17 protein-coding genes are annotated in these 26601 nt (G+C 66.1%); 16 read left to right on the plus strand and 1 reads right to left on the minus strand.

What is annotated here, in order from left to right:
• Positions 1-34 precede the first annotated feature (34 nt).
• Together phnY and F7R26_RS24485 are read left to right on the plus strand one after the other, a co-directional pair.
• On the plus strand, positions 35-1498 hold the full coding sequence (gene phnY, locus F7R26_RS24480; RefSeq protein WP_150986980.1) for a phosphonoacetaldehyde dehydrogenase: 1464 nt from the start codon (positions 35-37) through the stop codon (positions 1496-1498).
• Positions 1499-2453: 955 nt separating this feature from the next.
• Positions 2454-3209 (plus strand): DeoR/GlpR family DNA-binding transcription regulator, encoded by a 756-nt coding sequence (locus tag F7R26_RS24485; protein ID WP_150986981.1) that lies wholly within the window; start codon positions 2454-2456, stop codon positions 3207-3209.
• Between the two features lie 26 nt (positions 3210-3235).
• Here the strand turns inward: F7R26_RS24485 and F7R26_RS24490 are convergent, their stop codons facing one another.
• Complete coding sequence (locus F7R26_RS24490; protein WP_150986982.1) at positions 3236-3886, minus strand: HugZ family pyridoxamine 5'-phosphate oxidase; 651 nt, start codon at positions 3884-3886, stop codon at positions 3236-3238.
• A gap of 387 nt (positions 3887-4273) precedes the next feature.
• Between F7R26_RS24490 and gdhA the strand changes: the two genes are divergently transcribed.
• The 14 genes from gdhA to F7R26_RS24560 all read left to right on the plus strand — a co-directional run bounded on the left by gdhA (position 4274) and on the right by F7R26_RS24560 (position 26600).
• Positions 4274-5617 carry an NADP-specific glutamate dehydrogenase gene (gene gdhA, locus F7R26_RS24495; protein ID WP_150986983.1) on the plus strand — a complete coding sequence of 448 codons (1344 nt, stop codon included), beginning with the start codon at positions 4274-4276 and terminating at the stop codon, positions 5615-5617.
• Positions 5618-6036: 419 nt separating this feature from the next.
• Complete coding sequence (locus F7R26_RS24500) at positions 6037-6867, plus strand: sulfotransferase family protein (RefSeq protein WP_206702553.1); 831 nt, start codon at positions 6037-6039, stop codon at positions 6865-6867.
• 143 nt (positions 6868-7010) lie between these two features.
• Positions 7011-8372, plus strand: coding sequence for a DUF4347 domain-containing protein (locus F7R26_RS41505; RefSeq protein WP_193692238.1), 1362 nt, complete (start codon positions 7011-7013; stop codon positions 8370-8372).
• Positions 8373-8441: 69 nt separating this feature from the next.
• On the plus strand, positions 8442-14489 hold the full coding sequence (locus F7R26_RS24510; RefSeq protein WP_206702554.1) for a hypothetical protein: 6048 nt from the start codon (positions 8442-8444) through the stop codon (positions 14487-14489).
• Positions 14490-14553: 64 nt separating this feature from the next.
• Positions 14554-16074: a TolC family protein gene (locus tag F7R26_RS24515; RefSeq protein ID WP_241754708.1), complete on the plus strand. Its 1521-nt coding sequence runs from the start codon at positions 14554-14556 to the stop codon at positions 16072-16074.
• 70 nt (positions 16075-16144) lie between these two features.
• Complete coding sequence (locus F7R26_RS24520) at positions 16145-16900, plus strand: efflux RND transporter periplasmic adaptor subunit (RefSeq protein ID WP_338404732.1); 756 nt, start codon at positions 16145-16147, stop codon at positions 16898-16900.
• The gene (locus F7R26_RS24525) at positions 16897-18240 is read left to right on the plus strand and encodes an efflux RND transporter periplasmic adaptor subunit (RefSeq protein ID WP_150986987.1); all 1344 of its coding nucleotides are present in this window, start codon (positions 16897-16899) and stop codon (positions 18238-18240) included. Before F7R26_RS24520 ends, F7R26_RS24525 begins: the two co-directional genes overlap by 4 nt.
• A 1-nt stretch (position 18241) precedes the next feature.
• The gene (locus tag F7R26_RS24530; protein ID WP_150986988.1) at positions 18242-20341 is read left to right on the plus strand and encodes an HlyD family efflux transporter periplasmic adaptor subunit; all 2100 of its coding nucleotides are present in this window, start codon (positions 18242-18244) and stop codon (positions 20339-20341) included.
• A gap of 38 nt (positions 20342-20379) precedes the next feature.
• The gene (gene cysC / locus F7R26_RS24535) at positions 20380-20976 is read left to right on the plus strand and encodes an adenylyl-sulfate kinase (protein WP_150986989.1); all 597 of its coding nucleotides are present in this window, start codon (positions 20380-20382) and stop codon (positions 20974-20976) included.
• A gap of 127 nt (positions 20977-21103) precedes the next feature.
• Positions 21104-21751 carry a hypothetical protein gene (locus F7R26_RS24540; protein WP_170301906.1) on the plus strand — a complete coding sequence of 216 codons (648 nt, stop codon included), beginning with the start codon at positions 21104-21106 and terminating at the stop codon, positions 21749-21751.
• Between the two features lie 88 nt (positions 21752-21839).
• Positions 21840-22343 (plus strand): hypothetical protein, encoded by a 504-nt coding sequence (locus F7R26_RS24545; RefSeq protein ID WP_241754709.1) that lies wholly within the window; start codon positions 21840-21842, stop codon positions 22341-22343.
• 526 nt (positions 22344-22869) lie between these two features.
• A complete protein-coding gene (locus F7R26_RS24550; RefSeq protein ID WP_150986991.1) occupies positions 22870-23292 on the plus strand; it encodes a hypothetical protein in 423 nt (140 codons plus the stop codon).
• A gap of 191 nt (positions 23293-23483) precedes the next feature.
• Complete coding sequence (locus F7R26_RS24555; protein WP_150987083.1) at positions 23484-23972, plus strand: GNAT family N-acetyltransferase; 489 nt, start codon at positions 23484-23486, stop codon at positions 23970-23972.
• Positions 23973-24056: 84 nt separating this feature from the next.
• Positions 24057-26600 (plus strand): ankyrin repeat domain-containing protein, encoded by a 2544-nt coding sequence (locus tag F7R26_RS24560; RefSeq protein ID WP_241754710.1) that lies wholly within the window; start codon positions 24057-24059, stop codon positions 26598-26600.
• Position 26601 lies beyond the last annotated feature (1 nt).

Below are 26601 nucleotides of genomic sequence, written 5' to 3' on the forward strand. Positions count from 1 at the left end.
GTATCCGTCCCGAACTCTTGACGCGAGAACCGACATGAACGCCCCCAAGTTTTCCACCGGCCAGGTCAGCCCGCACTTCCGCGCCGAAGCGCTGCGCATCGATGGCAAGAAGGTCATGCGCGAGCGCGTGATCGAAGTGTGCAACCCGTACGACGGCTCGCTGGTCGGGACCGTGCCGATGGCCAGCGTGGAAGACGTGCGCCAAGCGTTTGCCGTGGCGCGCGCCTACCGCTCCACGCTGACCCGCTTCGAGCGTGCCGCCATCCTCAACCGCGCCGCCGCGCTGCTGCGCGAGCGCGTGGAGGAGGCGTCCGACCTGATCACGCTGGAGTCCGGGCTATGCAAGAAGGACTCGCTGTACGAGATCGGCCGCGTGGCCGATGTGCTTGGCTTTGCCGCCAACGAAACCCTGCGCGATGACGGCCAGCTGTTCTCGTGCGACCTGACCCCGCACGGCAAGAAGCGCCGCGTGATGACCCAGCGCTCGCCGTTCCTCGGCGTGATTTGCGCGATCACGCCGTTCAACCATCCGATGAACCAGGTCGCGCACAAGGTGGCGCCGTCCATCGCCACCAACAACCGCATGGTGCTCAAGCCTTCGGAAAAGGTGCCGCTGTCCGCCTACTACCTGGCCGATATCCTCTATGAAGCCGGCTTGCCGCCGCAGATGCTGCAGGTGGTCACGGGCGACCCGCGCGAGATCGCCGACGAACTGATCACCCACCCCTCGGTGGATCTGGTCACCTTCACCGGCGGCGTCGGCATCGGCAAGTACATTGCCAACAAGGCCGGCTACAAGCGCGTGGTGCTGGAGTTGGGCGGCAACGATCCGCTGATCGTGATGGACGATGCCGACCTGGAACGCGCCACCGACCTGGCGGTGCAGGGCTCGTACAAGAACTCCGGGCAACGCTGCACGGCGGTCAAGCGCATGCTGGTGCACCAGGCCGTGGCGGAGCGGTTTACCGAGCTGGTGGTGGAAAAGACCCGGGCATGGAAATACGGCGACCCCATGGACCGCACCGTGGACATGGGCACCGTGATCGACGCCGAAGCCGCCGCGCTGTTCGAGTCCCGCGTGAAAGAAGCCGTTGCGCAGGGCGCCCGCCTGGTGCTGGGCAACCACCGCGACGGCGCGCGCTACTCGCCCACCGTGATCGACCGCGTGGATCCCGCGATGACGGTGGTGCGGGAGGAAACCTTCGGCCCGGTTTCGCCCATCATCACCTTCCGCGATATCGATGACGCCATCCGGATTTCCAACGGCACCGCGTTTGGATTGTCCTCGGGTGTATGCACTAATCGGATGGACGACTTTGCGCGCTTTGCCGATGAGTTGCAGGTGGGAACGGTCAACCTGTGGGAAGTGCCGGGCTATCGTATCGAGCTGACGCCGTTTGGCGGGATCAAGGATTCGGGGCTTGGGTATAAGGAAGGGGTGCAGGAGGCGATCAAGAGTTTTACTAATCTGAAGTCGATTACGATGCCATGGGGGTAGGGGGTAGGGGGTAGGGGGTAGGGGGTAAGGGGGCGATGTTGGTTTTTGGACCCAAAGGCCATACGACATCGCCCTGCGGGGGCTGCCGGTCACTCTTCTTTGCGTCGGCAAAGAAGACTAACGAGAAGAAAGCCGACCCTGCCGGGAGCAGAGCAATAAGGCTGGCCGGCCTCCGTGGTTTCGTCGTACGGCCCGGAGTGTTGGCTGGCCTTTGCCATACCGGCTTGGAGGTCATCTCTACGGCATGACCCATGGGTTACGTGGTGGAGCCCCTGATCGCGTTGCGCGGTGAGCGTTCGGGCATCTGCCGTTCGCGGTGCGCAGCACCACGATCCTGCCTGCCTCGGTGGTTTCGTGGTTTTGTCTCTGGCGGCGGGCGCCCGGGTATTTGATGCCCTGCCGTACCGGCGCGAGCGGTACCTTGCTTCATCCCCCTCTGGTTTCGTGGTGGGCACCGTGGCCCGTGCGCGAGGGCCGTGCTCAGACCCACGGCGCTTGCCCTCCGAGACAAAACCACGAAACCAGCCACACCCGAAACGGCGCAGCACTCTGCGCCGCGAACGGCAGATGCGGGAACGGGCGCCGCGCCTGAGGTCAGGGGCCTCACGACGAAACCCATGGGTCATGCCATTGCAATGATCTGTGAGCCGGTAACAGCAGATACCCGCAGAACCGCTGGCCATACGACGAAACCAGCGCCCTGCGCACCCGCGATTGCTCTGCCCCCGGCAGGGTCGGCTTTCTTCTCGTTAGTCTTCTTTGCCGACGCAAAGAAGAGTGACCGGCAGCCCCCGCAGGGGGATGTCGTATGGCCTTTGGGTGCAACAACCATCGCCGCACAAAAAACAGCGATCACCCCAGCATAGGCGATGTAGCATGGCGCCGGCCGATCGCGCCGGCCCCCGTATGACGGGGTTAGAATCCCACTTTGTTTTTCCTACGCAGCGGAGTCCACGTGCTGGCTGAACAGCGGCAAAAATTCATCCTCGACCAGCTCGCCGCCAGCGGCGCGCTGGCCATCAGCGAGCTGGTCACCGAGCTGGATGTCTCGCGCGAGACCATCCGCCGCGACCTCAATGCGCTGGCGGCGCGCGGCCTGCTGATCCTCACCCACGGCGGCGCGCTCACGCCCGAGCGGGCCGAGCCGGATGCCCAGACCCGCGCCGCGGTCAATGCGGAGGGCAAGCGCGCCATCGGCATGCGCGCGGCGGAGCTGGTGCCCGATGGCGCCTCGCTGATCATCGACTACGGCACCACCACCCACACCGTGGCGCAGGCGCTGCATGGCCATCACAACCTGCTGGTCTATACCAATGACTTCGCCATCGCCCTGCTGCTGGGGCGGCGCAACGGCAATCGGGTGGTGATGCTCGGTGGCGAGCTGCAGGACAACGAGGACGCCACCCACGGCTGGGACACCATCGAGCAACTGTCGCGCTACCACGCGGACTTTGCCTTTATCGGCACCGGCGGCATTACCGCCGACGGCCAGATGAGCGATTTCTCGCGTGCCGCCGCCGAGCTGCGCAGCCGCATGCTGCAAGCGGCGAGCGTGGCGTGCGTGGTGGCGGACCACACCAAGTTTGGCCGTAATGCCGGCGTGCTGGTGAAGCATTTCGAGAAGGCGGCTTACTTGATTTCCGATATGGCGCCTGAGCCCGAGCTGGCCGCTGCGCTCAAGGCGCGCGGGCCGGTGTTGCGCATCGCCTGAGGGCGGCAAGTGCGGCAAGTGCGGGTTCAGGCGAGGCTGGCCGCAAGGGCCACGGCCGTCGCCTCCAACGCGTCCGGCGCGATGGGCGCATGGGGAAAGCACCGGCGGCGGCGTTGCCCCGCGATGTCATAGTCAATGCCATAGCCATCCACGCCAAGCACGCGCACGCCGCCAGGCGCGGCGAGCGACGCCGCTTGCACGATCCCGGCCTCGACGCCTGGCGGCACCTGCGGCAAGGCGTCCCATGCCGATTGCCCGATCCAGCCCATCCGGCCGACGCCGGCGATAAACCGTATGGCGCTCGGGTGGATGCGGAAGAACTGGAAATCCAGCGCCAGCAATGGCTCGGCAGCCGGCGCATAGCGCAGGTAACGCGCCAGCTCGTCGGCATTTGGCTCGATGCGGGCCGCATCGCCCACCAGCGTCAGGCGCGGGGCGTTCTGCACGTCCGCGGCGCCAGGCTCTAGCACCGACAGGCTCACTCTCGCATCGGCAAGCAGGTTGCGCGTGTGCTCGGCCAATGCGCTGACGCAGATCACGGGCGCACTGGCCGCGTCGGTCACGAACGGCACCACGGTGGCGTAGGGGTAGCCGGGCAGGGCGCAAGCGTGCGTGGCCAGGGTGCCGTAGGCCGCTTCGTGGAGCAGGCTGACAACTTGATCGATCGGGACTTCCACGTTCTTTGCCCCCTTGTCTGTGCACGATCCGAGGATTGTACGGCGTGCTCAGGCCCGCTTTCGAGACCGCCGCTTCTGCCCGGTGGTCGCTGATCGCACAAAAATACAGGCAGGCAGCCTTTATATGTCTGCTGGTCAAAGGTGTTGTGCCTGCCTTGCCGCCCACGTCAAATGCTAAGCTTCGCCCTTGGCGATACATTCAATCCCAATCTTGAATGTATTGACATGACCCGGTGGCCGTTGCCACATCGTCGCCGGGCTCGCCGCAGTTGCGCCGCCCCGGACCATCCGGGCAGCGCCGTGGCATCCCTCGGCACGCCTGCCGGACAGGTATCCGCGGCGGCCGTCTTCTGCCAAGCACCAGCACATCGAAACAAAGAGACACTTGTGACATCTGCCTCCCTTGAAACATTCCTGGCCGGCGTTGCCCGGCGCGACCCTGACCAGCCCGAATTCCTCCAGGCCGTGAAGGAAGTCATGATGACGCTCTGGCCCTTCGTCGAGCAGCATCCGCGCTACGGCGAACAGGCCTTGCTGGAGCGGCTGGTGGAACCCGAGCGCGTGATCCAGTTCCGCGTGGCATGGACCGACGACCGCGGCCAGGTGCAGGTCAACCGGGGCTTCCGCGTGCAGCACAGCTCCGCCATCGGTCCCTACAAGGGCGGCATGCGCCTGCATCCCACGGTCAATCTCTCGGTATTGAAGTTCCTGGGCTTCGAGCAGACGCTGAAGAATGCGCTGACCACGCTGCCCATGGGCGGCGGCAAGGGCGGCTCGGACTTCGATCCCAAGGGCAAGTCCGACGGCGAGGTGATGCGCTTTTGCCAGGCGCTGATGACCGAGCTCTACCGCCACCTTGGCCCGGACACCGACGTGCCCGCCGGTGATATCGGCGTGGGCGCGCGGGAAGTCGGTTTCATGGCCGGCATGATGAAAAAACTGTCCAACAGTTCCGCCAGCGTCTTCACCGGCAAGGGCATGGCCTTCGGGGGCAGCCTGATGCGGCCCGAAGCCACCGGCTACGGCACGGTGTATTTCGCGCAGGAGATGCTGCACCGCCGCGGGCGCGATTTCAGCGGCCTGCGCGTGCTGCTGTCCGGCTCGGGCAACGTGGCCCAGTATGCCGCCGAGAAAGCGATCGAGCTGGGCGCCAAGGTGCTTACGGTCTCCGACTCCGGCGGCGTGCTGCACTACCCCAAGGGCATGAACAGCGAACAATTGACGGCCTTGATGGCTTTCAAGAACGAGGCGCGCGGCCGCCTGGCCGACTTCGCCGCCGAGCAGGACCTGCACTTCGAAGCCGGCCGCACGCCCTGGCACGTGCCGGCGGACGTGGCGCTGCCCTGCGCCACGCAAAACGAGCTGGACGGCAATGACGCCGAACGCTTGCTGGCCAACGGCGTGTTCTGCGTGGCCGAAGGCGCCAACATGCCCTCCACGCTGGACGCCGTGGACCGCTTCCTGGCCGCGCGCATCCTCTATGCGCCGGGCAAGGCCAGCAATGCCGGCGGCGTCGCCACCTCGGGGCTGGAAATGTCGCAGAACGCCATGCGCATGTCCTGGCACCACGCCGAGGTCGACGAGAAGCTGCACGCGATCATGAAGGACATCCACGGCAACTGCATCCACTACGGCCAGAAAGCCGACGGGTTCATCAACTACGTGGAGGGTGCGAACGTGGCCGGGTTTGTGAAGGTTGCGGACGCGATGCTGGCGCAGGGCGTGGTTTGATAGCGGGCGCATAGCGGGCCCAGGCACGTGGGCCGGCACCTTGGTTTTCCGAGCAGGCCGCCGGCGGCGTAGCAGCATAGCGGGAGGGCGGTGACGCCATCCCGCTATTTTTTTAGGCATCTGTCGGCCACGGCGCTGTCGGGCGTTGTTTGCCACCGACACTCCGGCGATTGCGTGGGAATACCGGATAGCAGATATGGATATTACGTCGGATCCCCTCTTTAGAGGGGTATAAATCCGCCGACCCGCGCGGGTGCCCGATTTGCGGGAAAGCGGCTTGCCGCGCGCCAATATTCTGTAATACAAGTCTGCTGAAAATCCCCGCGGCGCCTGCCAATCTTGCCCGTCTGTCATATGTACGAGCGCCATGTCCATCGCATAGACTACCGGCTCAAAACATAAAAACAGCGGTGAATCGGGTGCCTTCCAACCAGTTCCACTTCATCTCGGGCTTACCCCGGTCAGGGTCAACCTTACTGTCCGCGCTACTGCTGCAGAATCCCCGGTTCCACGCCGGGATGACGAGTCCGGTGGGGACGCTGTTCAATGCCGTGCTGGCGCAATGCAGCGCCGGCAGCGAATTCGGGCCCGTGCTCGCCCAGGACCAGCGCCGCCGGCTGCTGCGTGGCCTGTTCGATAGCTATTACGCGGACAAGGCCGGCAAAGGCGTGGTGTTCGACACCAATCGCAACTGGTGCGCACGCATGCCCGCGCTGCAGGATCTGTTTCCCAATGCCAAGGTGATTGCCTGCGTGCGCAATGTCGCCTGGGTCATGGACAGTCTTGAGCGCTTGTATCGTGCCAATCCGTATGAAAACACCAAGCTGTTTTCCGATGACGCCGAACGCAGCACCGTCTATAGCCGGGTCGATACCCTGGCGCAGCGCAATCGCCTGGTTGGCTTTGCGTGGGCCGCGCTCAAGGAAGCCTACTACGGCGAGAACGCTGGTTCCCTGCTGCTGGTCGACTACGATTTGCTCAGCCAGGCGCCCGACAAGGTAATGCGCCTGGTTTATGACTTTATCGGCGAGCCGTGGTTTGCGCACGATTTCAATAACGTGCAATACGACGCGCCAGAGTTCGATCAGTCCTTGGGCGTGTCCGGCCTGCACCAGGTGAAATCCAAGGTGGCAAAGCAAGCTCGGCGCAGCATCCTGCCGCCGGACCTGTTCGAGAAGTACGCCGCGCTGTCGTTCTGGGAGGACGGCAGCAAAAGCGCGGCCAATGTCATCCGCGCAAAGCGCGATTAGCGCAACTAGCGCTCGATTGGCGCGTTTAGTTCGACGAACAAGGGCTGGCACTCGCTGGCCGATTTCAGAAAACCGACCAGAAAATTGCAGCCCGCCGCGCGCCTCCTGAGCCGTGCCCGGCGCGGATGCGCGAGGAGAGCGAGATGTGGTGGACCCGGAAGCAGAAGGTAGAGGGCGCGGTTGCAATCCCCGCCCGGCCCGCAAAGCGGTCCAGCCCGCTCTCCTCGTCGCTGATCATGGCGCTGGAGCCCCGCATCATGTTCGACGGCGCCGCGGTCGCCACGGCGGCCGCGGCGGCCCACCCGGCCGCGGATAGCCATGCCGCGCCGGCGGACAGCCACGCAGCGGATAGCCACCCCACGGATAGCCATGTGGCACCGGCCGCAGCGCCTGCTACAGCCCAGCCTGCGGACGCCGCCGGCCATGCTCCCGCGCCGGACGGCGCCGGTGCTCCGTCCTCACCGGCTCCGGCGCCGTCCGGGCACAACGTGCTGTTCGTGGATAGCCGGGTGGAGGACAGCGCGAGCCTGCTGGCCGGTGTCGCGCCCGGCACGGAAATCGTCTACCTGAACCGCAACGCGGACGGCCTTGCCCAGATGGCCGATTACCTGTCGGCCCACCCTGGCGCCAAGTCCGTCCAGATCATCGCCCACGGCGAGGCTGGCGACCTGTGGCTTGGCAATACCTACCTGTCCAGCGACAACGTTGGCAACTACGCCAGCAGCCTGGCCAGGATCGGCAGCGGCATCCAGAGCGGTGGCGACATCCTGATCTATGCCTGCAGTACCGCGCAAGGCGCGGCCGGCCTGTCGTTCGTCGACTCGCTGGCGGCGCTGACGGGCCGCGATATTGCCGCCTCGGACAACCGCACCGGCGCGGGCAGCGACTGGAACCTGGAAATCACCACCGGCCAGATCGAAGCCACTTCGGTGCTGTCGGCCAGCGCGGAATCCGCCTATGCGCACGACCTGGCGCTGATCACCGTGACGAGCACCGCCGATGCCGGTGCCGGTACTTTGCGCAGCGCGATCGCCTCGGCGCAGGCGGGTGACACCATCACCTTCAGCACCAGCATGACGATCAACCTGTCGACCCTCACGTCGGGCAATTCGCTGCTGGTGATCAGCAAGAACCTCACCATCGACGGCGACATCAATCACGACGGTGTCGCCGACGTCACGCTCGATGGGCACTACAACGGCCGTGTGCTGGAAATCACCTCTGGTTCGACCGTCGGGCTGGAGGGGCTGGTGATCGAGCATGGCCTGGTTTCGGGGACGGGCGGGGCCGGCGGGGTGGGTGCAACCGCCGCCGCGCAAGGTGGCGGCATCTACAACGCCGGCACGCTGACTTTGTCGGACGTTACCGTCACGGCCAATGCGGCTGCCGGTGGTGGTGGTGGTGGTGGTGTGCAAGGCCTCAATGTTGGCGGCGGCGGCGGCGGCGGCGGCGGCATTGGTGGCGTGGGCGGTGGAACCGGCGGAAACGCCGGCGGGGGCTATTAGCGGTACCTATAGCGGCGCGGCAGGCCATGGCGGCGTTGGCGGTCTCGGGGCGGTTATGACGGGATCCATATGGGCGGTGGCGGCGGTTCTACCGTGGGCGGCGCAGGGGGCACCAGTAACGCCGGCTATACGTCTGGCGGCAACGGGGGGACTGCCACCAACGGCTCCATCTCGATCGGCGGCGGCGGTGGCGGCAGCGGCTGGGATGCCACCGGGGGCGCGGGCGGCAGCGCGGCGGGTGGCATCTTCAACGCGACTGGCGCAACCCTCAATGTGGTTGGCAATTCGATCATCAGCAACAACCTGGGCGCGGGTGGTGGCGGTGGCGGCGGGGCTGGCGCGGGAAGCGGGAGCAACGCGAACGGCGGTGCTGGTGGCCTGGGTGTGGGCGCCATATGGAACCAGGGCACCGTGCACATCACGGCTTCGGCCTATGCGGCGATGAGCGGCAACGCAGGCGCAAGCGGGGCGGGTGGCCTTGAAGACAGCGGAGGGTCTACCGGTATCAGTCCCGCATCCTCTAACAAGATCTACAACGACACCGGCGGTATCCTCGACAAGACCTACACTCCGAACGCCGCCCCCGTTGCCACCACGAGCGGCGGCACGACTGCATTCACCGAGGGCAACAACGTTGCCAGCACGCCGGTGGTGGTCGATAGCAGCGTCACGTTCAGCGATGCGGACAACACCACGTTCGCCAGCGGCAAGGTGGCGATTACCGGCAATTTCCACAGCGGCGAAGACGTGCTGGCCTTCACCAACGACGGCACCACCATGGGCAATATCTCGGCGAGCTACAACAGCGCGACCGGCATACTGACCCTGACCTCGTCCGGTGCGACCGCCACGACGGCGCAGTGGCAAGCGGCGCTGCGCTCGGTCACGTACACCGATAGCTCGGACACGCCGAACACCAGCAACCGCACCATCACCTTTACCGTCAATGACGGCACGTCCGATAGCAATGCCGCGGCCAAGACAGTCAGCGTTGCCGCGGTCGACGACACGCCCATTGCAACGGCCAGCGGCGGCACCACCGCATTCACCGAGGGCAACAACGTCACCAGCACGCCGGTTGTCATCGATGGCGGTTTCACGGTCAGCGACGCGGACAACACCACGCTGGCCAGCGCTACGGTTGCCATTACCGGCAATTTCCACAGCGGCGAAGACGTGCTGGCCTTCACCAGCAACCCCGCCACCATGGGCAATATCGCGGCGAGCTACGACGGCGCGACCGGGATGATGACCTTGACCTCGGCCGGCGCGACCGCCACGACGGCGCAGTGGCAAGCGGCGCTGCGCTCGGTCACGTACACCGATAGCTCGGACACGCCGAACACCAGCAACCGCACCATCAGCTTTACCGTCAATGACGGCACGGCCGATAGCAACACGGTCACCAAGACGGTCAGCGTTGCCGCGGTCGATGACACGCCGGTGGCGACCACCAGCGGCGGCACCACCGCGTTCACCGAGGGCAACAACGTCGCGAGCACGCCGGTTGTCATCGATGGCGGCTTCACGGTCAGCGACGTGGACAACACTACGCTGGCCAGCGCCACGGTGTCGATTACCGGCAATTTCCATGCCGCCGAGGATGTGCTGGCGTTCACCAACGACGGCACCACCATGGGCAATATCGCGGCGAGCTACAACAGCGCGACCGGCATACTGACCCTGACCTCGGCCGGTGCGACCGCCACGACGGCGCAGTGGCAGGCGGCGCTGCGCTCGGTCACCTACACCGATAGCTCGGATGCGCCGAACACCAGCAACCGCACCATCAGCTTTACCGTCAATGACGGCACGGCCAATGGCAATACGGCGACCAAGGTCGTTACCGTCGCGGCCGTCGACGACTCGCCCATTGCCACCGGTTCCGGCGGCACCACCGCGTTTACCGAAGGCAACAACGTTGCCAGCACGCCGGTTGTCATCGATAGCGGCATCACGCTGAGCGACCTGGACAACACCACGCTCGCCAGCGCCAGGGTGGCGATTACCGGCAACTTCCACAGCGGCGAAGATGCACTGTCGTTTATCAATACCAGCGTGAGCACCTACGGCAATATCACGGCGAGCTACAACAGCGGGACCGGGGTGCTGACTCTGACCTCGTCCGGTGCGACCGCCACGCTTGCTCAATGGCAATCGGCGCTGCGCTCGGTGACCTACACCGATGCCTCGGACACGCCGAACACCAGCAGCCGCACCATCAGCTTCACTGTCAATGACGGCACGGCTGATAGCAATACGGTCACCAAGACGGTCAGCATCACCGCGGTTGACGACACGCCCATTGCAACGGCCAGCGGCGGCACCACCGCGTTCACCGAAGGCAACAACGTTGCCAGCACGCCGGTTGCCATCGATGGCGGCTTCACGGTCAGCGACGCGGACAACACCACGCTGGCCAGCGCTACGGTTGCCATTACCGGCAATTTCCACAGCGGTGAAGACGTGCTGGCCTTCACCAGCAACCCCGCCACCATGGGCAATATCTCGGCGAGCTACAACAGCGCGACCGGGGTGATGACCTTGACCTCGGCCGGCGCGAGCGCGACGACGGCGCAGTGGCAAGCGGCGCTGCGCTCGGTCACGTACACCGATAGCTCGGACACGCCGAACACCAGCAACCGCACCATCAGCTTTACCGTCAATGACGGCACGGCCGATAGCAATACGGTCACTAAAACGGTCAGCGTTGCCGCGGTCGACGATACGCCCATTGCAACGACCAGCGGTGGCACCACCGCGTTCACCGAGGGCAACAACGTCGTCAGCACGCCGGTCGCCATCGACAGCGGATTGACGCTCAGCGACCTGGACAACACCACACTCGCCAGCGCCACCGTGTCGATTACCGGCAATTTCCATGCCGCCGAGGATGTGCTGGCGTTCACCAACGACGGCGCCACCATGGGCAATATCGCGGCGAGCTATAACCTCGCGACCGGGGTGATGACCCTGACGTCGTCCGGCGCGAGCGCCACGACGGCACAGTGGCAAGCGGCGCTGCGATCCGTCACGTACACCGATACGTCGGACCTGCCGAATACCAGCAACCGCACCATCAGCTTCACGGTCAACGATGGCACGACCGACAGTGCCGCCGCCACCAAGCTTGTCAGCGTGGATTCCGTCAATGACAGTCCGCTCAACGCCGTTCCGGCAGCCCAGAGCGTCGATCAGAACAGCACGCTGACATTCAGCGCCGGCAACGCCAACCAGATCTCGGTCAGCGATGTCGATGCCGGCGGCGGCGTCGAAAAAGTGACGCTGACGGCAACCAACGGCGTGATCACGCTCTCCGGGACGTCGAGCCTGAGCTTTCTGATCGGCTCCGGTGCGGGTGATGCCACCATGACATTCACGGGGAGGCTGGTTGACATCAACACCGCGCTGAATGGCCTTGTCTTTACGCCTACGCCTGGATATCACGGCGCAGGCAGTATCCAGATCACCACGAATGACCAGGGTCTGACGGGTTCCGGCGGCGCCAAGACGGCTACCGATACGATCGCGATCACCGTCAACAGCATCAATCCCGTCGTCACCAATGTCGATGCCCTCACCGCCAATGGCACTTACAAGGTTGGCGATACGGTCAGCGTGGTGGTGACGTTCGACCAGGCGGTGACCGTCGACACCACGGGCGGCACGCCGACCCTGCTGCTGGAAACCGGCGCGGTGGATCGCAATGCCACCTACTTCTCTGGCTCCGGCACCAATACGCTCACGTTCCGCTATACCGTGCAGACCGGCGACAGCAGCGCCGATCTCGATGTGGCATCGTCAGCCGCGCTGGCATTGAACGGCGGCATGATCACCAACGCCAGCAGCGATGCCGCGGTACTGACCCTGCCTGCCGTGGGCGGCGCCCATTCGATGGGCGGCCAGCATGACATCGTGGTCGATGGCATCGCGCCGACCGTGGCCACTGTCAGCGTGCCGGCCAACGGCACTTACATCGCCGGCCAGAACCTCGATTTCATCGTCAACTACAGCGAGGCCGTGGTGGTCGACACCACCGGCGGCACACCGCGCATCGCCGTGACGCTGGACACCGGCGGCACGGTCTATGCCAGCTACGTGTCCGGCTCCGGCACCAGCGCCCTGACGTTCCGCCTGAGCGTGGCGAGCGGCCAGCTCGACAGCAATGGCGTGGCCGTTGCCTCCGCGCTGGATCTCCACGGCGGCACGGTGCGCGATGTCGCGGGCAACGATGCGGTGACCGCGCTGAACAGTGTGGCATCCACCGCCGGGGTACTGGTCGATGCGGTGGCGCCGTCCGCGGTAGCGGTCATCGCCGCGGACCCCACGCCGACCGCGGGCAACGCCGTCCACTTCACGGTGACTTTCAGCGAGAACGTCACCGGCGTGGATGTGAGCGATTTCGTCTTGTCGGGCACCGGCACGGCCACTGGCCAGATTGCCTCGGTGACGCAGGTCGATGGGCATACCTATAGCGTGGTGGTGAACAACGTGACCGGCGACGGTCAGCTGGGCCTGGACCTGAAGGCCAGCGGCACCGGCATTGCCGATGTGGCAGGCAATGCCATTGCCGGCGGCCTGGCCGGCCAGCGCTACGTGGTCGACCACACCGCCCCGGTGGTGCTTGGCGTGAGCGCGCCGGCGGGCGGCGACTACAACGCCGGCAAGGTGCTCGATTTCACGGTGAGCCTGTCCGAGAACACGGTGATCGATACCACCCGGGGCACGCCGCGCCTGGCGCTCGATGTCGGTGGCCAGACCGTCTACGCCGATTACGTGTCCGGGAGCGGGACCTCCGCGCTGACCTTCCGCTATATCGTTGCGGCGGGCCAGAACGATGCCAACGGCATCACCGTGACCGCCTTGCAGGCCAACGGTGGCACGATGCGCGACAGCGCCGGCAACGTGATCGATGTATCCCTGCACGGCGTGGCGGATACGCGGGCCGTGACGGTGGACACCACGCCGCCCACGGCCGTGGGCATTGTGCGCGTGGACGCATCGCCCACCTCGGGCCGCGCGGTGAGCTATACCGTGACGTTTGCCGAAGGTGTCACCGGCGTGGATGCGGCCGACTTCGTGCTGACCCGGACCGGCTCTGCAACGGGCGCCATCAGCGCCGTCACCCAGGTCGATGCGCGGACCTATACCGTGCTTGTCACCGGTCTGGGCGGCTCCGGGCAGATTGGCCTGACGCTCAATGCAAGCGGCACGGGCATTGCCGATGGCGCGGGCAACACGCTCGTGGCGGGCGCGAGCGGCGATCCGTACGAGGTGCGCTCGACTGTCCATCTGACGACGCAACCCGCGCCAGCCCCGGTGCCCGTGCCGGGGCTGGCACCGCTGGCGCCAGTCCCGTCGGTGCCGCTGATCACGCTGACCGCGCTTGACTCGGCGCCTGGCGTTGACGCGCCGACGCTCAACCCGGCCGGCAACAGCACCGGTTTCAGCGCCGACGCCGTTGGCCGGAACCCGTTCAATGCGGATCCGCTTTCGGCCGGCAGCCTGAGCTATGCGCTGCAGGCGCCGGAAGGGCGCATGAATCTGGTCGACGTTGGCGGCGCCGGCAGCGTTGGCCTGCAGGCCATGCCGGAGATCGGCAGTTTCTCGGCGCGGGCGGGCGAGGCGGTCAGCATCGCGCTGCCGGCTTCGCTGTTCCGCGCGAGCGACCGCGAAGCCACGGTGACGGTGGAGGTGCGCCTGGCCAACGGGCGCCCGCTGCCGCCGTGGCTCAAGTTCGATCCGGTGACCGGCACGCTGGCCGGCAAGCCGCCGCAAGGCATGAACCTGCAACTCCAGATCGAAGTCACCGCACGGGACAGCAAGGGCAATCGCGCCAGCAGCCACCTGGACCTGAACGTGAAAGCGTCGGCCGACTCGCGTGCTGGCCTGGAGCACGCCGACACGCTCGCACAGGGCGACGGCAGCCACGCCGATCCGTTGGCCGGCCTCCTGCAAGGCGCGGCGGCGCAGCCGGCCGGCAAGCCGGCGCTGGCTGTGCAGTTCGATCAGTTTGGCCGGCCCGCGCAACAGGCCGCCAATGCGGCTTTGCTGCGCCACCTGCAAATGAGCCGGCAGCCACAAGCGCCAGCACAAGCACAACCGGAGCAGGCCTAGGCCGGTAGCGAATCACGTCATGACTCACTATAAAACGCAGCAACCCCGGAAAGAGGAAAATCCGTTGTCGAACGCTATCTCTCGCCTTGTCCAACCCGGACCCAAACGGCTGGTCTGCGTGTTGGTCGCCACCGCGATGCTGGGCGGCTGTGCCATTCAGCCCGTCGCCACCACCCTGGCCGAGCGCCAGGCCGAGCTGCCCGACCAGCGCCAGGCGATGTTCCAGAACCAGGAGGCGCTGGCCGGCCCGGTTACGCTCGAGGAGGCCATGGCGCGCGCGCTCAAGTACAACCTCGACGGCAGGCTCAAGCTGATGGAAGAAGCCATGGCGCAGCGCCAGCTCGACCTGTCGCGCTGGGACATGCTGCCCCGCCTGACGGCCGACGCCGGTTACGCCTGGCGCAGCAACGAACTCGCCTCGTCCTCCAGGGACGTGGTCACCGGGCAGCAGTCCCTGGTGCCCTCGACCTCGTCCGAGCGCTCGCACTATAACGGCGACCTGAACCTGTCGTGGAACGTGCTGGACTTCGGTGTCAGCTACTACACCGCTCGCCAGCAGGCCGACCGCGTGCTGGTGATGAGCGAGCGCCGCCGCAAGGTGGTTCACCTGATGATGCAGCAGGTCAGGCAAGCCTACTGGCAAGCCGTGGGCGCGCAGCAGCTAGAAGCCAAGGTGGAACCCATCCTCAAGCTGACGCAAGCGGCGCTGGACGACTCCCAGCGCATCGAAAAGGAGAGGTTGCAGTCGCCGCTGGAAACGCTGAACTACCAGCGCCAGTTGCTCGACATCCTGCGCCAGCTCGAAGCCGTGCGCGACGAGCTGGCGCAAGCCAAGCCGCGCCTGGCCTCGATCATGAACGTGCCGCCGGGCGATGACTACACGCTGGCCGCGCCAACGGGCTTCAGCCTGCCCAAGCTGCCGGTGGCCGCCGACAAGATGGAAGAAACCGCCCTCGTCAACCGGCCGGAACTGGTCGAGGCCGGCTACAACGAGCGTATTGGCCTGGATGAAACCAAGAAGGCCCTCGCCAAGCTGCTGCCGGGCGTGACCTTCCAGCTGGGCGCGAACTTCGACACCGACAACTTCCTGGTGAACAATGCCTGGAACAACATCGGCCTGCGCATGAGCTGGAACCTGCTCAACCTGCTCAACGCCGGCAACATCCGTGCCGCCGCCGATGCGCAGTATGAAGTCGCCAAGCAGCAGCGGCTGGCGCTGAACATGGCGGTGCTGACCCAGGTGCACGTGGCATATCGTGGTTACATCGGCTACAAGCGTGCCTTCGAGTTGTCCGGCAAGATGAACGACGTCGATCAGCGCATCCTGACGCATACGCAGAATGCCACCCGTTCCGATGCAGCCGGCAAGCTGGCCGAGATTCGTGCAGGCGCCAGCGCGGTGATGTCCGAGCTGCGGCTGTATCAAGCCTACGGCGCGCTGCAGAATGCCTCCGGCCAGATGATGGCCACCCTGGGCCTGGACCCGTTGCCGACCGCGGTTGGCGGCTACGACTTGCCGACCTTGCGCGCGGCCATTGCCGAGCACGAGAAGACCTTGGTTGAGCCGCCCAAGCAGGCTCAGTAATCAAGCAATCAAGCACGCCAGTCATCCCGTAATCCAGTCTTACCGTCACTCCGTAATGAAACGCTTTGCATTGAACGCCGCTGCCTTGCTGCCGCTGCTGCTGGCGGCAGCAGCGGCCGGTGCCGCACCCGTGGCCGCGCCCACCACGTTTGCCGGCGCCGACAAGGATGGCCGTATCCGGACCCAGCTGGCCGCGCGCGAATTCGCCACCATCTCCAGCGAGATCAACGCCAAGATCGACCGCCTGCCGTTGCGGGACGGCGACAGCTTCCGCGCCGGCCAGACGCTGGTCTCGTTCGACTGCGCGCTGTTCAGCGCGCAGCTGCGCAAGGCCGAAGCCTCCGCCGAGGCCGCGCAGCAGGTGCTTGCCGTCAACAAGCGCCTGGCGGAACTGAACTCGGTCGGCAAGCTGGAGATCGAGCAGGCGCAAGCCAAGGCCAAGGAATCGGCCGCGGAGGCCGCCTATATGCGCTCCACCGTCAGCAAGTGCAGCATCGCGGCGCCATTCTCGGGCCGCGTGACAAAGCGCCTGGCGATGGCGCACGAGTTCGTCACGCCGGGCAAGCCGCTGCTTGAGATTGTCGATTCCAGCGATCTCGAGCTGCAGATGATCGTACCGTCCAGGTGGCTGGCGCGTATCAAGCCCGGCACGCCGTTCACGGTCCTGGTCGATGAGCTCAACCAGTCGTTCCCGGCCAAGGTCAGCCGCATCGGCGCCAGGATCGACCCGGTGAGCCAGGCGATTTCCATCACCGGCAAGATTGACGGCAGCCAGGCCACCCTGCTGCCGGGCATGAGCGGCTGGGCGAGTTTCCCGGACAAATGACGCAAGGCGCCGATGCACCAACGGCGGTTGCCCCGCTGCTTGCACTGCTGCAGCTGGAGCGCCGCGCGCGGGAAGCGCAAAGCGTGGAGGCGCTCGGGTTTGTGATGGCCAACGAGACGCTCAGCCTCGTGCCCTACCGGCAGGCGGCGGTCTGGCTGGAGAGCGGCCTGGGCCAGGTCTCGGCCGTATCCGGCCTGCCGCAGGTCGACCCCAACGCGCCTTATCTGCAATGGCTGACCCAGCTCTGCCGCGGCCTGGCCCATGCCCACGCCGATACCACGCCCATCGATGCCGGTGCCGCGCCAGCCAAAGCCAGCGCGGACTGGGCGGACTGGCTGCCGGCGCACGCCCTGTGGCTGCCGCTCAAAGACCAGCTCGGCCGGCGCGACGGCGCGCTGCTGCTCGCGCGCGAAGCGCCGTTTACCGAGCACGAGCTGGCGGTGCTGGCCGAAGTCACGCATGCCTATGGCCACGCGCTGGCGGCGTTCCGGCCCGCGCAGCCGCTGGGCCAGCGGCTCAAGGCCATGCTGCGGCCGGGGCGAACGCGCCGCCGGGTCCTGCTCGGCCTGCTGGTGGTCTGCCTGATTCCCATGCGGCTCACCGTGCTGGCGCCGGCCGAGGTGTCCGCGCGGGATCCGTTCCTGGTCCGCGCGCCGCTCGATGGCGTGATCGAACGCGTGTACGTCCAGCCGAACCAGCCGGTGCCGCAAGGCGCGCCGCTGTTCAGCCTGGACACGGTGGCGCTGCAGACGCGCCGCGCCGTGGCCGAGCGCGCTTACGATACGGCGCAGGAGACGTACCGCCAGTCGGCGCAGATGGCGGTGACCGACGACGAGAGCCGGCTCAAGATGGCCCAGACCCGCGGGGAACTGGACCAGAAGGCACTGGAACTCGACTACACCGCCAGGCAGCTGGCGCGCGTGCAGGTCAAGGCCGAGCGCGAGGGCGTGGCCGTTTTTGGCGATGTGAACGACTGGCAGGGCAAGGCCGTCACCATTGGCGAGAAGGTGTTGCTGCTGGCCGATCCGGCCAAGGTGGAACTCACCGCGCAGATGCCGGTGGCGGAGCAGGTCAGCATCCAGGCCGGCGACACGATCACTTTTTACCCGGACGCCAACCCGACCCAGGCGTTCGATGCCCGCATCATCAGCGTGTCCTACGCCGCGGCCGAAACCGATGGTGGCGTGCTGGCCTACCGCGTGCGCGCGAGCTTTGCCGCCAAGGACCTGCCGCGGCTTGGCCTGCGCGGCACCGCGCGGCTGTCGGCCGGCTGGGTTCCTTTTCTCTATCATGCGCTGCGCCGTCCGTTGACGGTGGCGCGTCAGTGGATAGGCATTTAACGTGTTGCCCCCATTACGTCAGGACCTGACGCTGCACCCCGGTCCGGCCGACACCAGCGGTGCACCCACGTGGACCTTGCACGACCCGGCCGCCAACAAGTTCTATCAACTATCCTGGCCGGCATTCGAGATCCTCTCGCGCTGGCCGCTTGGCGATGCGCACGCGCTGCTGGATGCGGTGAACCGCGAGACCACGCTGAGCGTCGGTGAGGACGAACTCGAAGCGGTGGTGCAGTTGCTCCACCGGCACAACCTGCTGCTGGCGTGGCGGGCAGAAGACAGCGCGCGGCTGGGCCGCATCGCGGGCGCGCACCGCGTGGGCAAGGCCATGTGGCTGCTCAAGCATTACTTGTTCTTCCGCGTGCCGCTGGTGCGGCCCATGCCCATGCTGCAGCGCTGCGCGCCGTGGGTCGAATGGGCGTTCAAGCCGCGTTTCTGGTGGGGCGTGGGGCTGGTGGCCCTGCTTGGCCTTTACCTGGTCTCGCGCCGCTGGGATGAATTTACCCATACCTTTGCCTCCTATGCGGGCCTGCAGGGATTGCTGGGCATCGGGCTGACGCTGTCGCTGGCCAAGGTGCTGCATGAGCTGGGCCACGCGTTTACCGCCTACCGCTACGGCTGCCGCGTACCCACCATGGGGGTCGCCTTCCTGGTGATGTGGCCGGTACTCTATACGGACACCAACGAAGCCTGGAAGCTGATGCGGCGCGAGGACCGGCTCAAGATCGGCGCCGCCGGCATGCTCTCGGAGCTGGCGCTGGCCGCTTTTGCCACGGTGGCGTGGAGCTTCCTGCCGGACGGGCCGCTGCGTGCGGGCGCGTTCATGCTGGCAACCAGCACGTGGCTGCTGACCCTCGCCATCAATGCCAGCCCGTTCATGCGCTTCGACGGCTACTTCCTGCTGGCGGACTGGCTCAACATGCCCAACCTGCACGACCGGGCATTCGCGATGGCGCGCTGGTGGCTGCGGGAGCGGCTGTTCGGCTTCGCGGATCCGGCGCCCGAATCGTTTTCCGCCTCGCGGCGGCGCTTCCTCATTGTCTTCGCCATCCTGACCTGGCTTTACCGGCTCGGCTTGTTCTTCGGCATCGCGCTGACCGTCTATCACCTGTTCTTCAAGACGCTGGGGCTGGCCCTGCTGGCCATCGAGCTAGGCGTGTTCATCGTCATGCCGGTCGTTCGCGAAGTGCTGGTGTGGCGCCACCGCCGTGGGGATATCCACTGGAACGCGCAGACCCGGCGCGCCGTGGTCTTGCTCGGCGTGCTGCTGGCCGTGGTCGTGATCCCCTGGGGCGGCACCATTCGCGCACCGGCTGTGCTCAGCGCCAGCCAGAGCCAGTCGCTCTATGCGGCCCAGCCCGGCTATGTGAGCGGCGGCGCGGTGCAAGCCGGGCAGATGGTCGCCGCCGGCCAGTTGCTGGCGCAGCTGGTTTCGCCGGAACTGGACTTCCGCCTGGCCGCCGCACAGGCGCAGGCGCAGCAGCTGCGCTGGCAAATGGAGCAGCAGCCGTTTGCCACCAAGCTGCGCGAGGAGGGCGATGTGCTGCGCCGCCGCTGGGCCGCCGCCCAGGCGGAGGTGACGGGCCTTGCCGAAGAACGCAAGCGCATGGAAGTGCGCGCGCCGTTCGCCGGGCGCGTGGTGGATGCCAACCTGTTCCTCGCTGATGGCGCGTGGCTGGCGCGCGGCGAACCGCTTTACCATATCGTCGGCCAGGGTAGCGAGCTCAAGGCGGAGGCCTTCATCGGCGAGCAGGACCATGCCGCGCTTACCGCCGGCAGCAGCGGCGTCTTTGTTGCCAATCTCGCGGAATTCGGCTCGGTGCGCTGCGCCGCCGCGCAGACGGACCAGGTCAATGTGGCCGGCCTGGAGCAGCGCACGCTGGCTAGCCTCTATGGCGGCCCCATCGCGGTCACGCGCAGCCAGCACAACGGGCTGGCGCCTACCACGGCCATCTTCCGCGTGCGCTTGTCGCATTGCGACTCGCTCCCGCTGTCTCGGGAATTGCCCGGTACCGTGCTGCTGGCACGCCAGCGCCATAGCCTGGCGGGCGATGCCTGGACCGCGCTGCTGGGTCTGATGCAGCGCGAACGCGGCCTTTGATCGCGCAGCCCGACGCCAAATACCGGATCACCCACAGCATGCACCTCACGCCAAATACATCGCATGACACCGGGCGCCGGCCGGGAACGGTCTGGATCACCGGACTATCAGGGGCGGGCAAGACCACGCTCAGCCACGCCCTGCACAAGCGGATGCTGGCTGCCGGCCATCCGGTGCTGCTGCTCGATGGCGACGAAATGCGCGCTGGCCTCAACCGCGATCTGGGCTTTTCGGACGCGGACCGCACGGAGAACATCCGCCGCGCCGCTGAGGTGGCCAAGCTTGCCAATTGCAGCGGCCTGTGGGTGGTGGCGGCATTCATCTCGCCGCTGCGCAGCCAGCGCCAGCAGGCGCGCGAGATCATCGGCGGGGATGCGTTCCTTGAAGTGTTTCTCAGCGCCAGCTTCGCGGTTTGCGCGCGGCGCGATGCCAAGGGGCTCTATGCCAAGGCGTCGGCCGGGCAGATCAGCCAGTTCACCGGCCTGAGCGCTCCGTACGAAGCCCCTTTTGCGCCAGACCTGGAGATCGATACCGAAGTCGTCAGGCCGGAGCAGGCGGCGGATCTGATCTGCGAGGCGTTGGCACGTTCGTCTGCGCGCAACACCCTATCTGCTACGCGCCCCCTCCCTCGGTAGGGTCTATCTCCGCTTTGCCTGACCGTTACTATGAATGCCGCCACCTTGTGGTAGCTATCCCTTGGCTGGTGTGCATCTCGGCCACCCGTAGGCTGACGGATAAAACCCAATAAACAGAAGAAGCGTCATGCAATACAAGAACAGAAATCATTCGGGTAATTCAGGTAATTCGGGTCGTTCTTTCATTCGTCAGCTTTCGCTAGCCTTGTTGGTCAGCGGCGCCGCGCTGCTGACCGGATGTGCCAGCACCTATGTGGATACCGCGACCAAGGAAGTCCCCGTAGCCAGCATGAAAAAGCCGGAGCAGCCAAAGCAGGTGCAACTCGTGTTCGAGTTCCAGACACAGGGCGCGCCCAATGCACGGGTCACGAGTTTCCTGAAGGAGGACGTGGCCAAGCAGGTTAAGGAGAGCGGCCTGTTTTCGACTGTCGCAACAGAGCCGGTGCCAGGGGCTTCCCTTCTCAGCGTGACACTCAACAATGTTCCCTTGACCACGGATGCGGCGAGCAAGGGCTTCGTGACGGGACTCACCTTTGGCTTGGCGGGCAGTGCCGTTACGGATGGCTATATCTGTACCGTCAGCTATCTTCCCGCCGGGCAATCCACCCCCATCGTGAAGACGGCGCGCCATGCCATTCATACGACGTTGGGCAATGCCAGCCCACCTGCCGGTGCCGTGAAGTCCGAGAGCATGGCAGTAGCGGCTCAGAAGATGACGCGCGATGTACTGAGCAACGCATTGAAAGATCTGTCCGATGACGCATCCTTCCATTGATGCTTGCGTTCGCGGGCGTGCCTGCCGCTTGGCAGCCCTGCTGATTTGCATGGCAGGGCTGCAGTTGGCGGGTTGCGCGGAGATGCGCATGGGTCAGCCGAAGGCGACGATCGAGAACGCGGCAAAGCTCCGTGGGGCTGGCCTGGCGCCAGTGGAGGTCGGTCGTTTCACACCGGACCCGGCAAAGGGTGAGGGGATGGACCAGGGCGTCAGCATCCGTAGCAACAAGCTGCGTTCGCCCGTCGAGGATTCCTTTGCGCAGTATTTGCGGCAAACTTTGCGGGCGGAACTGGCTTCTGCCGGATTGCTGGATCCTGGCGCGGATGCCGTAGTGACCGGCGTTTTATCGGACAGCCAGGTAGATGCGCCGATTGGCCAGGGAACGGCTTCGCTCGGGGCCCGTTTTGTCGTGACCCGTGCCGGCAACGTGTGCTACGACAAGCAGCTCGATGTCAATGCCACTTGGGACTCGCCCTTCATCGGCGCGGCTGCCATCCCGCAGGCAGCCGGGCAGTATGAGGCGCTCTACCGCAAGCTGGTGGGCGTGTTGCTGGTGGATCCTGCCTTCCAGTCCGCACTCGCAAAACCATAAGTCAGGCTGCGGTGCTTCGAACGGGCGGCGACCGCGGCCTGTTTCCTTAGCGTGAACGATCGCTGGGGAAATCGGTTGGCGAGAGCAACTCGCAGCGCCGGCAGTTGAGCTTGGCAGCGATGCCAGCGATTCAGGGGCCCGCCGGCACCATGCGCTATCTCGAGGCAACCGACGCCACGGCGTGATGGCCTGGCGTTGCGGAATCCGGATTGATGCATTGCGACAGGGGAAACGGAGGCGCTACATCCAGTGCTGGCGCGGTCCGCGCGGCATTGTCTGGCGTGCAGGAAAGTGTATCGGTCTGTCTCAGGGTTTCCCCTGATCCCCGGACAGGAGTAAATTCATGCATCGCCATGCCGTACTGGATGTCGGCGAAATCCCCGGGCGCAGCGTTAACCCGAGGGTGTCCAGTGATCATGTCGCGCTCTGCCAGCGGCAAGCAGGATGTCATGCTGTTGGCGCAGCCTCGTGCCCGGGCGCATCCCGGTGCGCCTCCACCCAAGTCAGCCGGAAAGGAAGTGAACCCATGAGCTCCACGATCGAAGCACTGTTCCCGAATCAACAAGGCGCCGCCGACAGCGTCGTCTCCGCTCTCAATCACCAGGAGATCCTCGTCGCTCTCTCGGCGCTGGTCGCCGACCGGCGCGTGGCCGTGCTGCACATGCTGTACCCGCGCACCGACGCGCGCACGCACCGAAGCCTCGACGCGCTGGTCAGCACGCTGCACGGCCACGGCCTGCACGAGGTGGCCACGCTGGTCTCGCAGGAAGCGCACTACCTGGTCTTCAAGGACCCCGCCAAGGCATGGAAAGCGTTCCAGGAAATCCGCCACGACTCGCTGGCGATCGGGGTGCACCTTTACTACAAGGGGCTCTCGGGGGACGACGCGGAAAAATCGCTCGACGCGGACGCGCACCAGAAGGCGGATACGCCTGTGCGCCGTTTCTGAGCAGCTTCGTTGCCGGCGCTGCTGCCGCCAACCGGACGGGCGGGGCGCTGGCCGCTGGCGGCCTGCCTGCCGATTTTCCGGCATGGCATGCCTCGGCGGGAACCTGCGTGCACGCTCAGCCGCACCGGCCATTCAAGCCGGGATGACAAGCCGGGATGAGCAGGCATCCCTTCACGCCAACGCTACGCAACATGAACATCGCGCTCGAAAGCCCCAGGCAAGCGGAAGTCATCCGCCTGATCGACGAACTGGACGCCTACCAGAAGCCGCTGTATCCGCCGCAGAGCCATCACGGCATCGACATCGACGCGCTGTCGCAACCCAACGTTCTCTTTGCCGTTGTGCGAGACCCGCAGGGCACTGCCGTTGGTTGCGGGGCGATGGTCTTGCAGCCGGAGTTCGGCGAGATCAAGCGCATGTTCGTGCGCCCGGCGAACCGGGGCGGCGGCATTGCGATGCGGCTGTTGGCCACGCTGGAGAAAGAGGCCGTGGCCAGGGCCTGTCCGCGCTTTGTGCTTGAGACGGGCGTCAGCCAGCCCGAGGCGCTGGCACTGTACGCCCGGGCCGGCTACCTGCGGTGCGGCCCGTTCGGCGACTATGTGGACGATCCGCTGAGCATATTCATGCAGAAGGATGCGGCTTCGCCTGCCGAGACGGCACGCCGCGTCGAAAGTGAATGAAAAGCGAATGAAAAGTGGATGAATCGTGGCATTGACGGGTGAGCGGAGTATCATCGGGCCGCCTGTCACTCTTCCCGGTTCCGGATGTTCCGCATTCCTGCCACGGCTCAATCTCAAGCTCTCCACGTTTCCTTCGTTCCCCGCATCTCCCGCTTGTTCGGCGCCGCGGCGCTGGCACTGGCCTGCCTCGCCGGCACGCCGCGCCCCGCGCTGGCATACGATATCGGCGCGGTGATCGATGCCATGCGCCTTAGCCGCTATGCCCTGAACGCGCCTGAACGGCGCGTGTGGGGCACCGAAAACGCGCGCGATGCGCTGCTGGTCGGCCAGGTCGAAAACCGCTTGTTCTTCTACCGCTATGTGCGCGAAGGCAGCACGTCCAGGCTGGTGTTCCGTTCGCCGCCGCTGGTGATCGACCCGGGTACCTGGCGGCCAACGCACGAGGAAAACGTGTCCGTCACCACGCCCAGGGGCGACGAGGCCTTTTACTGGGTGGCCTATACCTACAACGATGTCGACGGCAAGCAGGTGAACGGCTACCTGGTGGACGCAGCCGGCGAAGCCATCACGGTGCGCGCGGACGCCGGCACCGCAACGGTGACCAGCACGCGGCCCTGGGACGCGGCGCGCCAGGCGCAGGCCATGGCCACGCTGCGCAAAGCCCTGGTGAGCTACCCCAGCCGCCTGACGGCCATGCCGGCCGACTTGCGCTTCGTGCAGCGCCCGCCGGTCGACACGCTGGCTGCCTTCCGCGCGCTGCACCAGGCGGCGCGCGCCATCCCCCGTTCGAGGTCCGCGGAATTCGCCCGCGCGCTGGCGCAGTTGCGCACCTTCGTCATGGAGCAGGATTATCGCGAGATCGACCCCAAGGGCGAATACCCCGACACACTGGTCGCCCTGAACGACTATGGATTCTGGCTGGCCGAGGCCGGCGATGCGGCCCAGGCCGACCTGATCCTGGGCGAGGTGCTGCGCCGGGACCCGTCGCGCATCGCGGCCTACCTGAACCGCGCGGACGCGCGCTGGCAGCAACGCGAACGCGAGCGCAGCCCGGAAAAGCGCGACTATTACCTGGCGCTGGCGCGCGAGGACTACCGCCAGTACTGCAGCCTGCGGCTGGTGTCCAACAATGCCATCCCGTCCAACGTGGCGGCCCGCATCAGCACCGCGCTGGACGAGAAGCAGCTGACCGCGGCCACCTGCCGGCCGCGCCTGGAGATCTTCCCGGCGATCAAGGCCGGCGACCTGCAGGCGGTGCGCCTGCAACTGGCGCGCGGCCAGGATCCAAACGGGGTCAACGAGCATGGCGTCTCCGCGCTGAGCGTGGCGGTGTACTACCAGCAGGAGGAGATCGTGCGCGCCTTGCTGGCCGGCGGCGCCAAGGTGGACGGGCCCAACCGCGGCTCGGCCTTGATGGCTTCGGCCATGCCGGACGGACGCGACCAGCGCCCCCTGGCGCAGCGCTACGCCATCGCGGACATCCTGCTGGCGGCGGGCGCCTCGCTGGCGGCGCCCGACATCAACGGCACGCCTTTGCTGATCACGCGCACGTCCTACTATGGGGATGATCGCGCCACGCTGGAATACCTGCTGTCCCACGGCGCCGATCCGAACACGCATGAAAAAAAGGGCCGCACCGTGCTGCACGCCGCCATCAGCAACTTCCGCACGCGCTGGTTTGCGGATCAGTTGCTGGCCAAGGGCGCCGACATCAACGCGGCCTACATCCGCATGTACTACGGCAATAGCCCCATGTGGGAAACGCCCTTGCTGGAGGCGTTGCGCGAGTCGAGCAGTGAGCTCAAGCCGGGCGTGGCTCTCGCCATCCCGGAGCGCGTGGCCTTTGTGCTCGATCGTGGCGCGGACGCTTCGGTGGGCGGCTATGGCGGCAAGGACGCCGTGGCGCGCAACGGCCTGGACGAGGCGCTGAGCCTCTCGGCCTCCTACTTACAGCCCGCGCTGGTAGACCGGCTGGTGCAGGCCGCGCGCAAGCCGGCCGCGCCGCTGACCAGCGAGCCCCTGTCGGCCCTGCTGCGCGTGTGGAGCTACCAGGAGGCGCGGGCGCAAGCCAGCAAGGACAGCCCTGCATGGGACGGCTTGCGCGCCAGCGCGCGTGCCACGGCCGAGCGGATGGTTGCGGCCGGCGTCAGCCTCAAATACCAGAACGGCGCGCAGGGCATGAAGGACAACGCGATCGCGCCGCTGAGCGTGCCCTGGCTGCCGGATGACCTGTACCTGGCGTGGCTCAAGGCAGGGGCCGACCACACCGACCGCAGCGACGGCGGCACACGCATCAACGGCGTGGATCAGAACGACGCGCTGCCGCTAGTGATCATGATGCAGCTGGGCCAGCAAGCCAAGGTGAAGATGCTGCTGGAGCACGACGCCGCGCTATATCGCGACCCGCAACGCTGCGGCATGGCCGTGGCGGATGTGCTGTCATGGCAGCTGGGCAATGCCGGCAAGGCCATCAGCCCGGAAATGGCGGGCGCGATCAGCCATGTCATGCAAGGTGCCGCCAAGGCCGGCAACTGCGACATGAGCATGAAGGCGCGCGCCAGGCCGTATATCGGCGTGAGCGCCGAAGAGCTGGCGCGCTACATCGAAAAAGGCGTCGCCGCGCGCTGAA

The organism is Cupriavidus basilensis (assembly GCF_008801925.2).
In the GTDB taxonomy this organism is placed as follows: domain Bacteria; phylum Pseudomonadota; class Gammaproteobacteria; order Burkholderiales; family Burkholderiaceae; genus Cupriavidus; species Cupriavidus basilensis.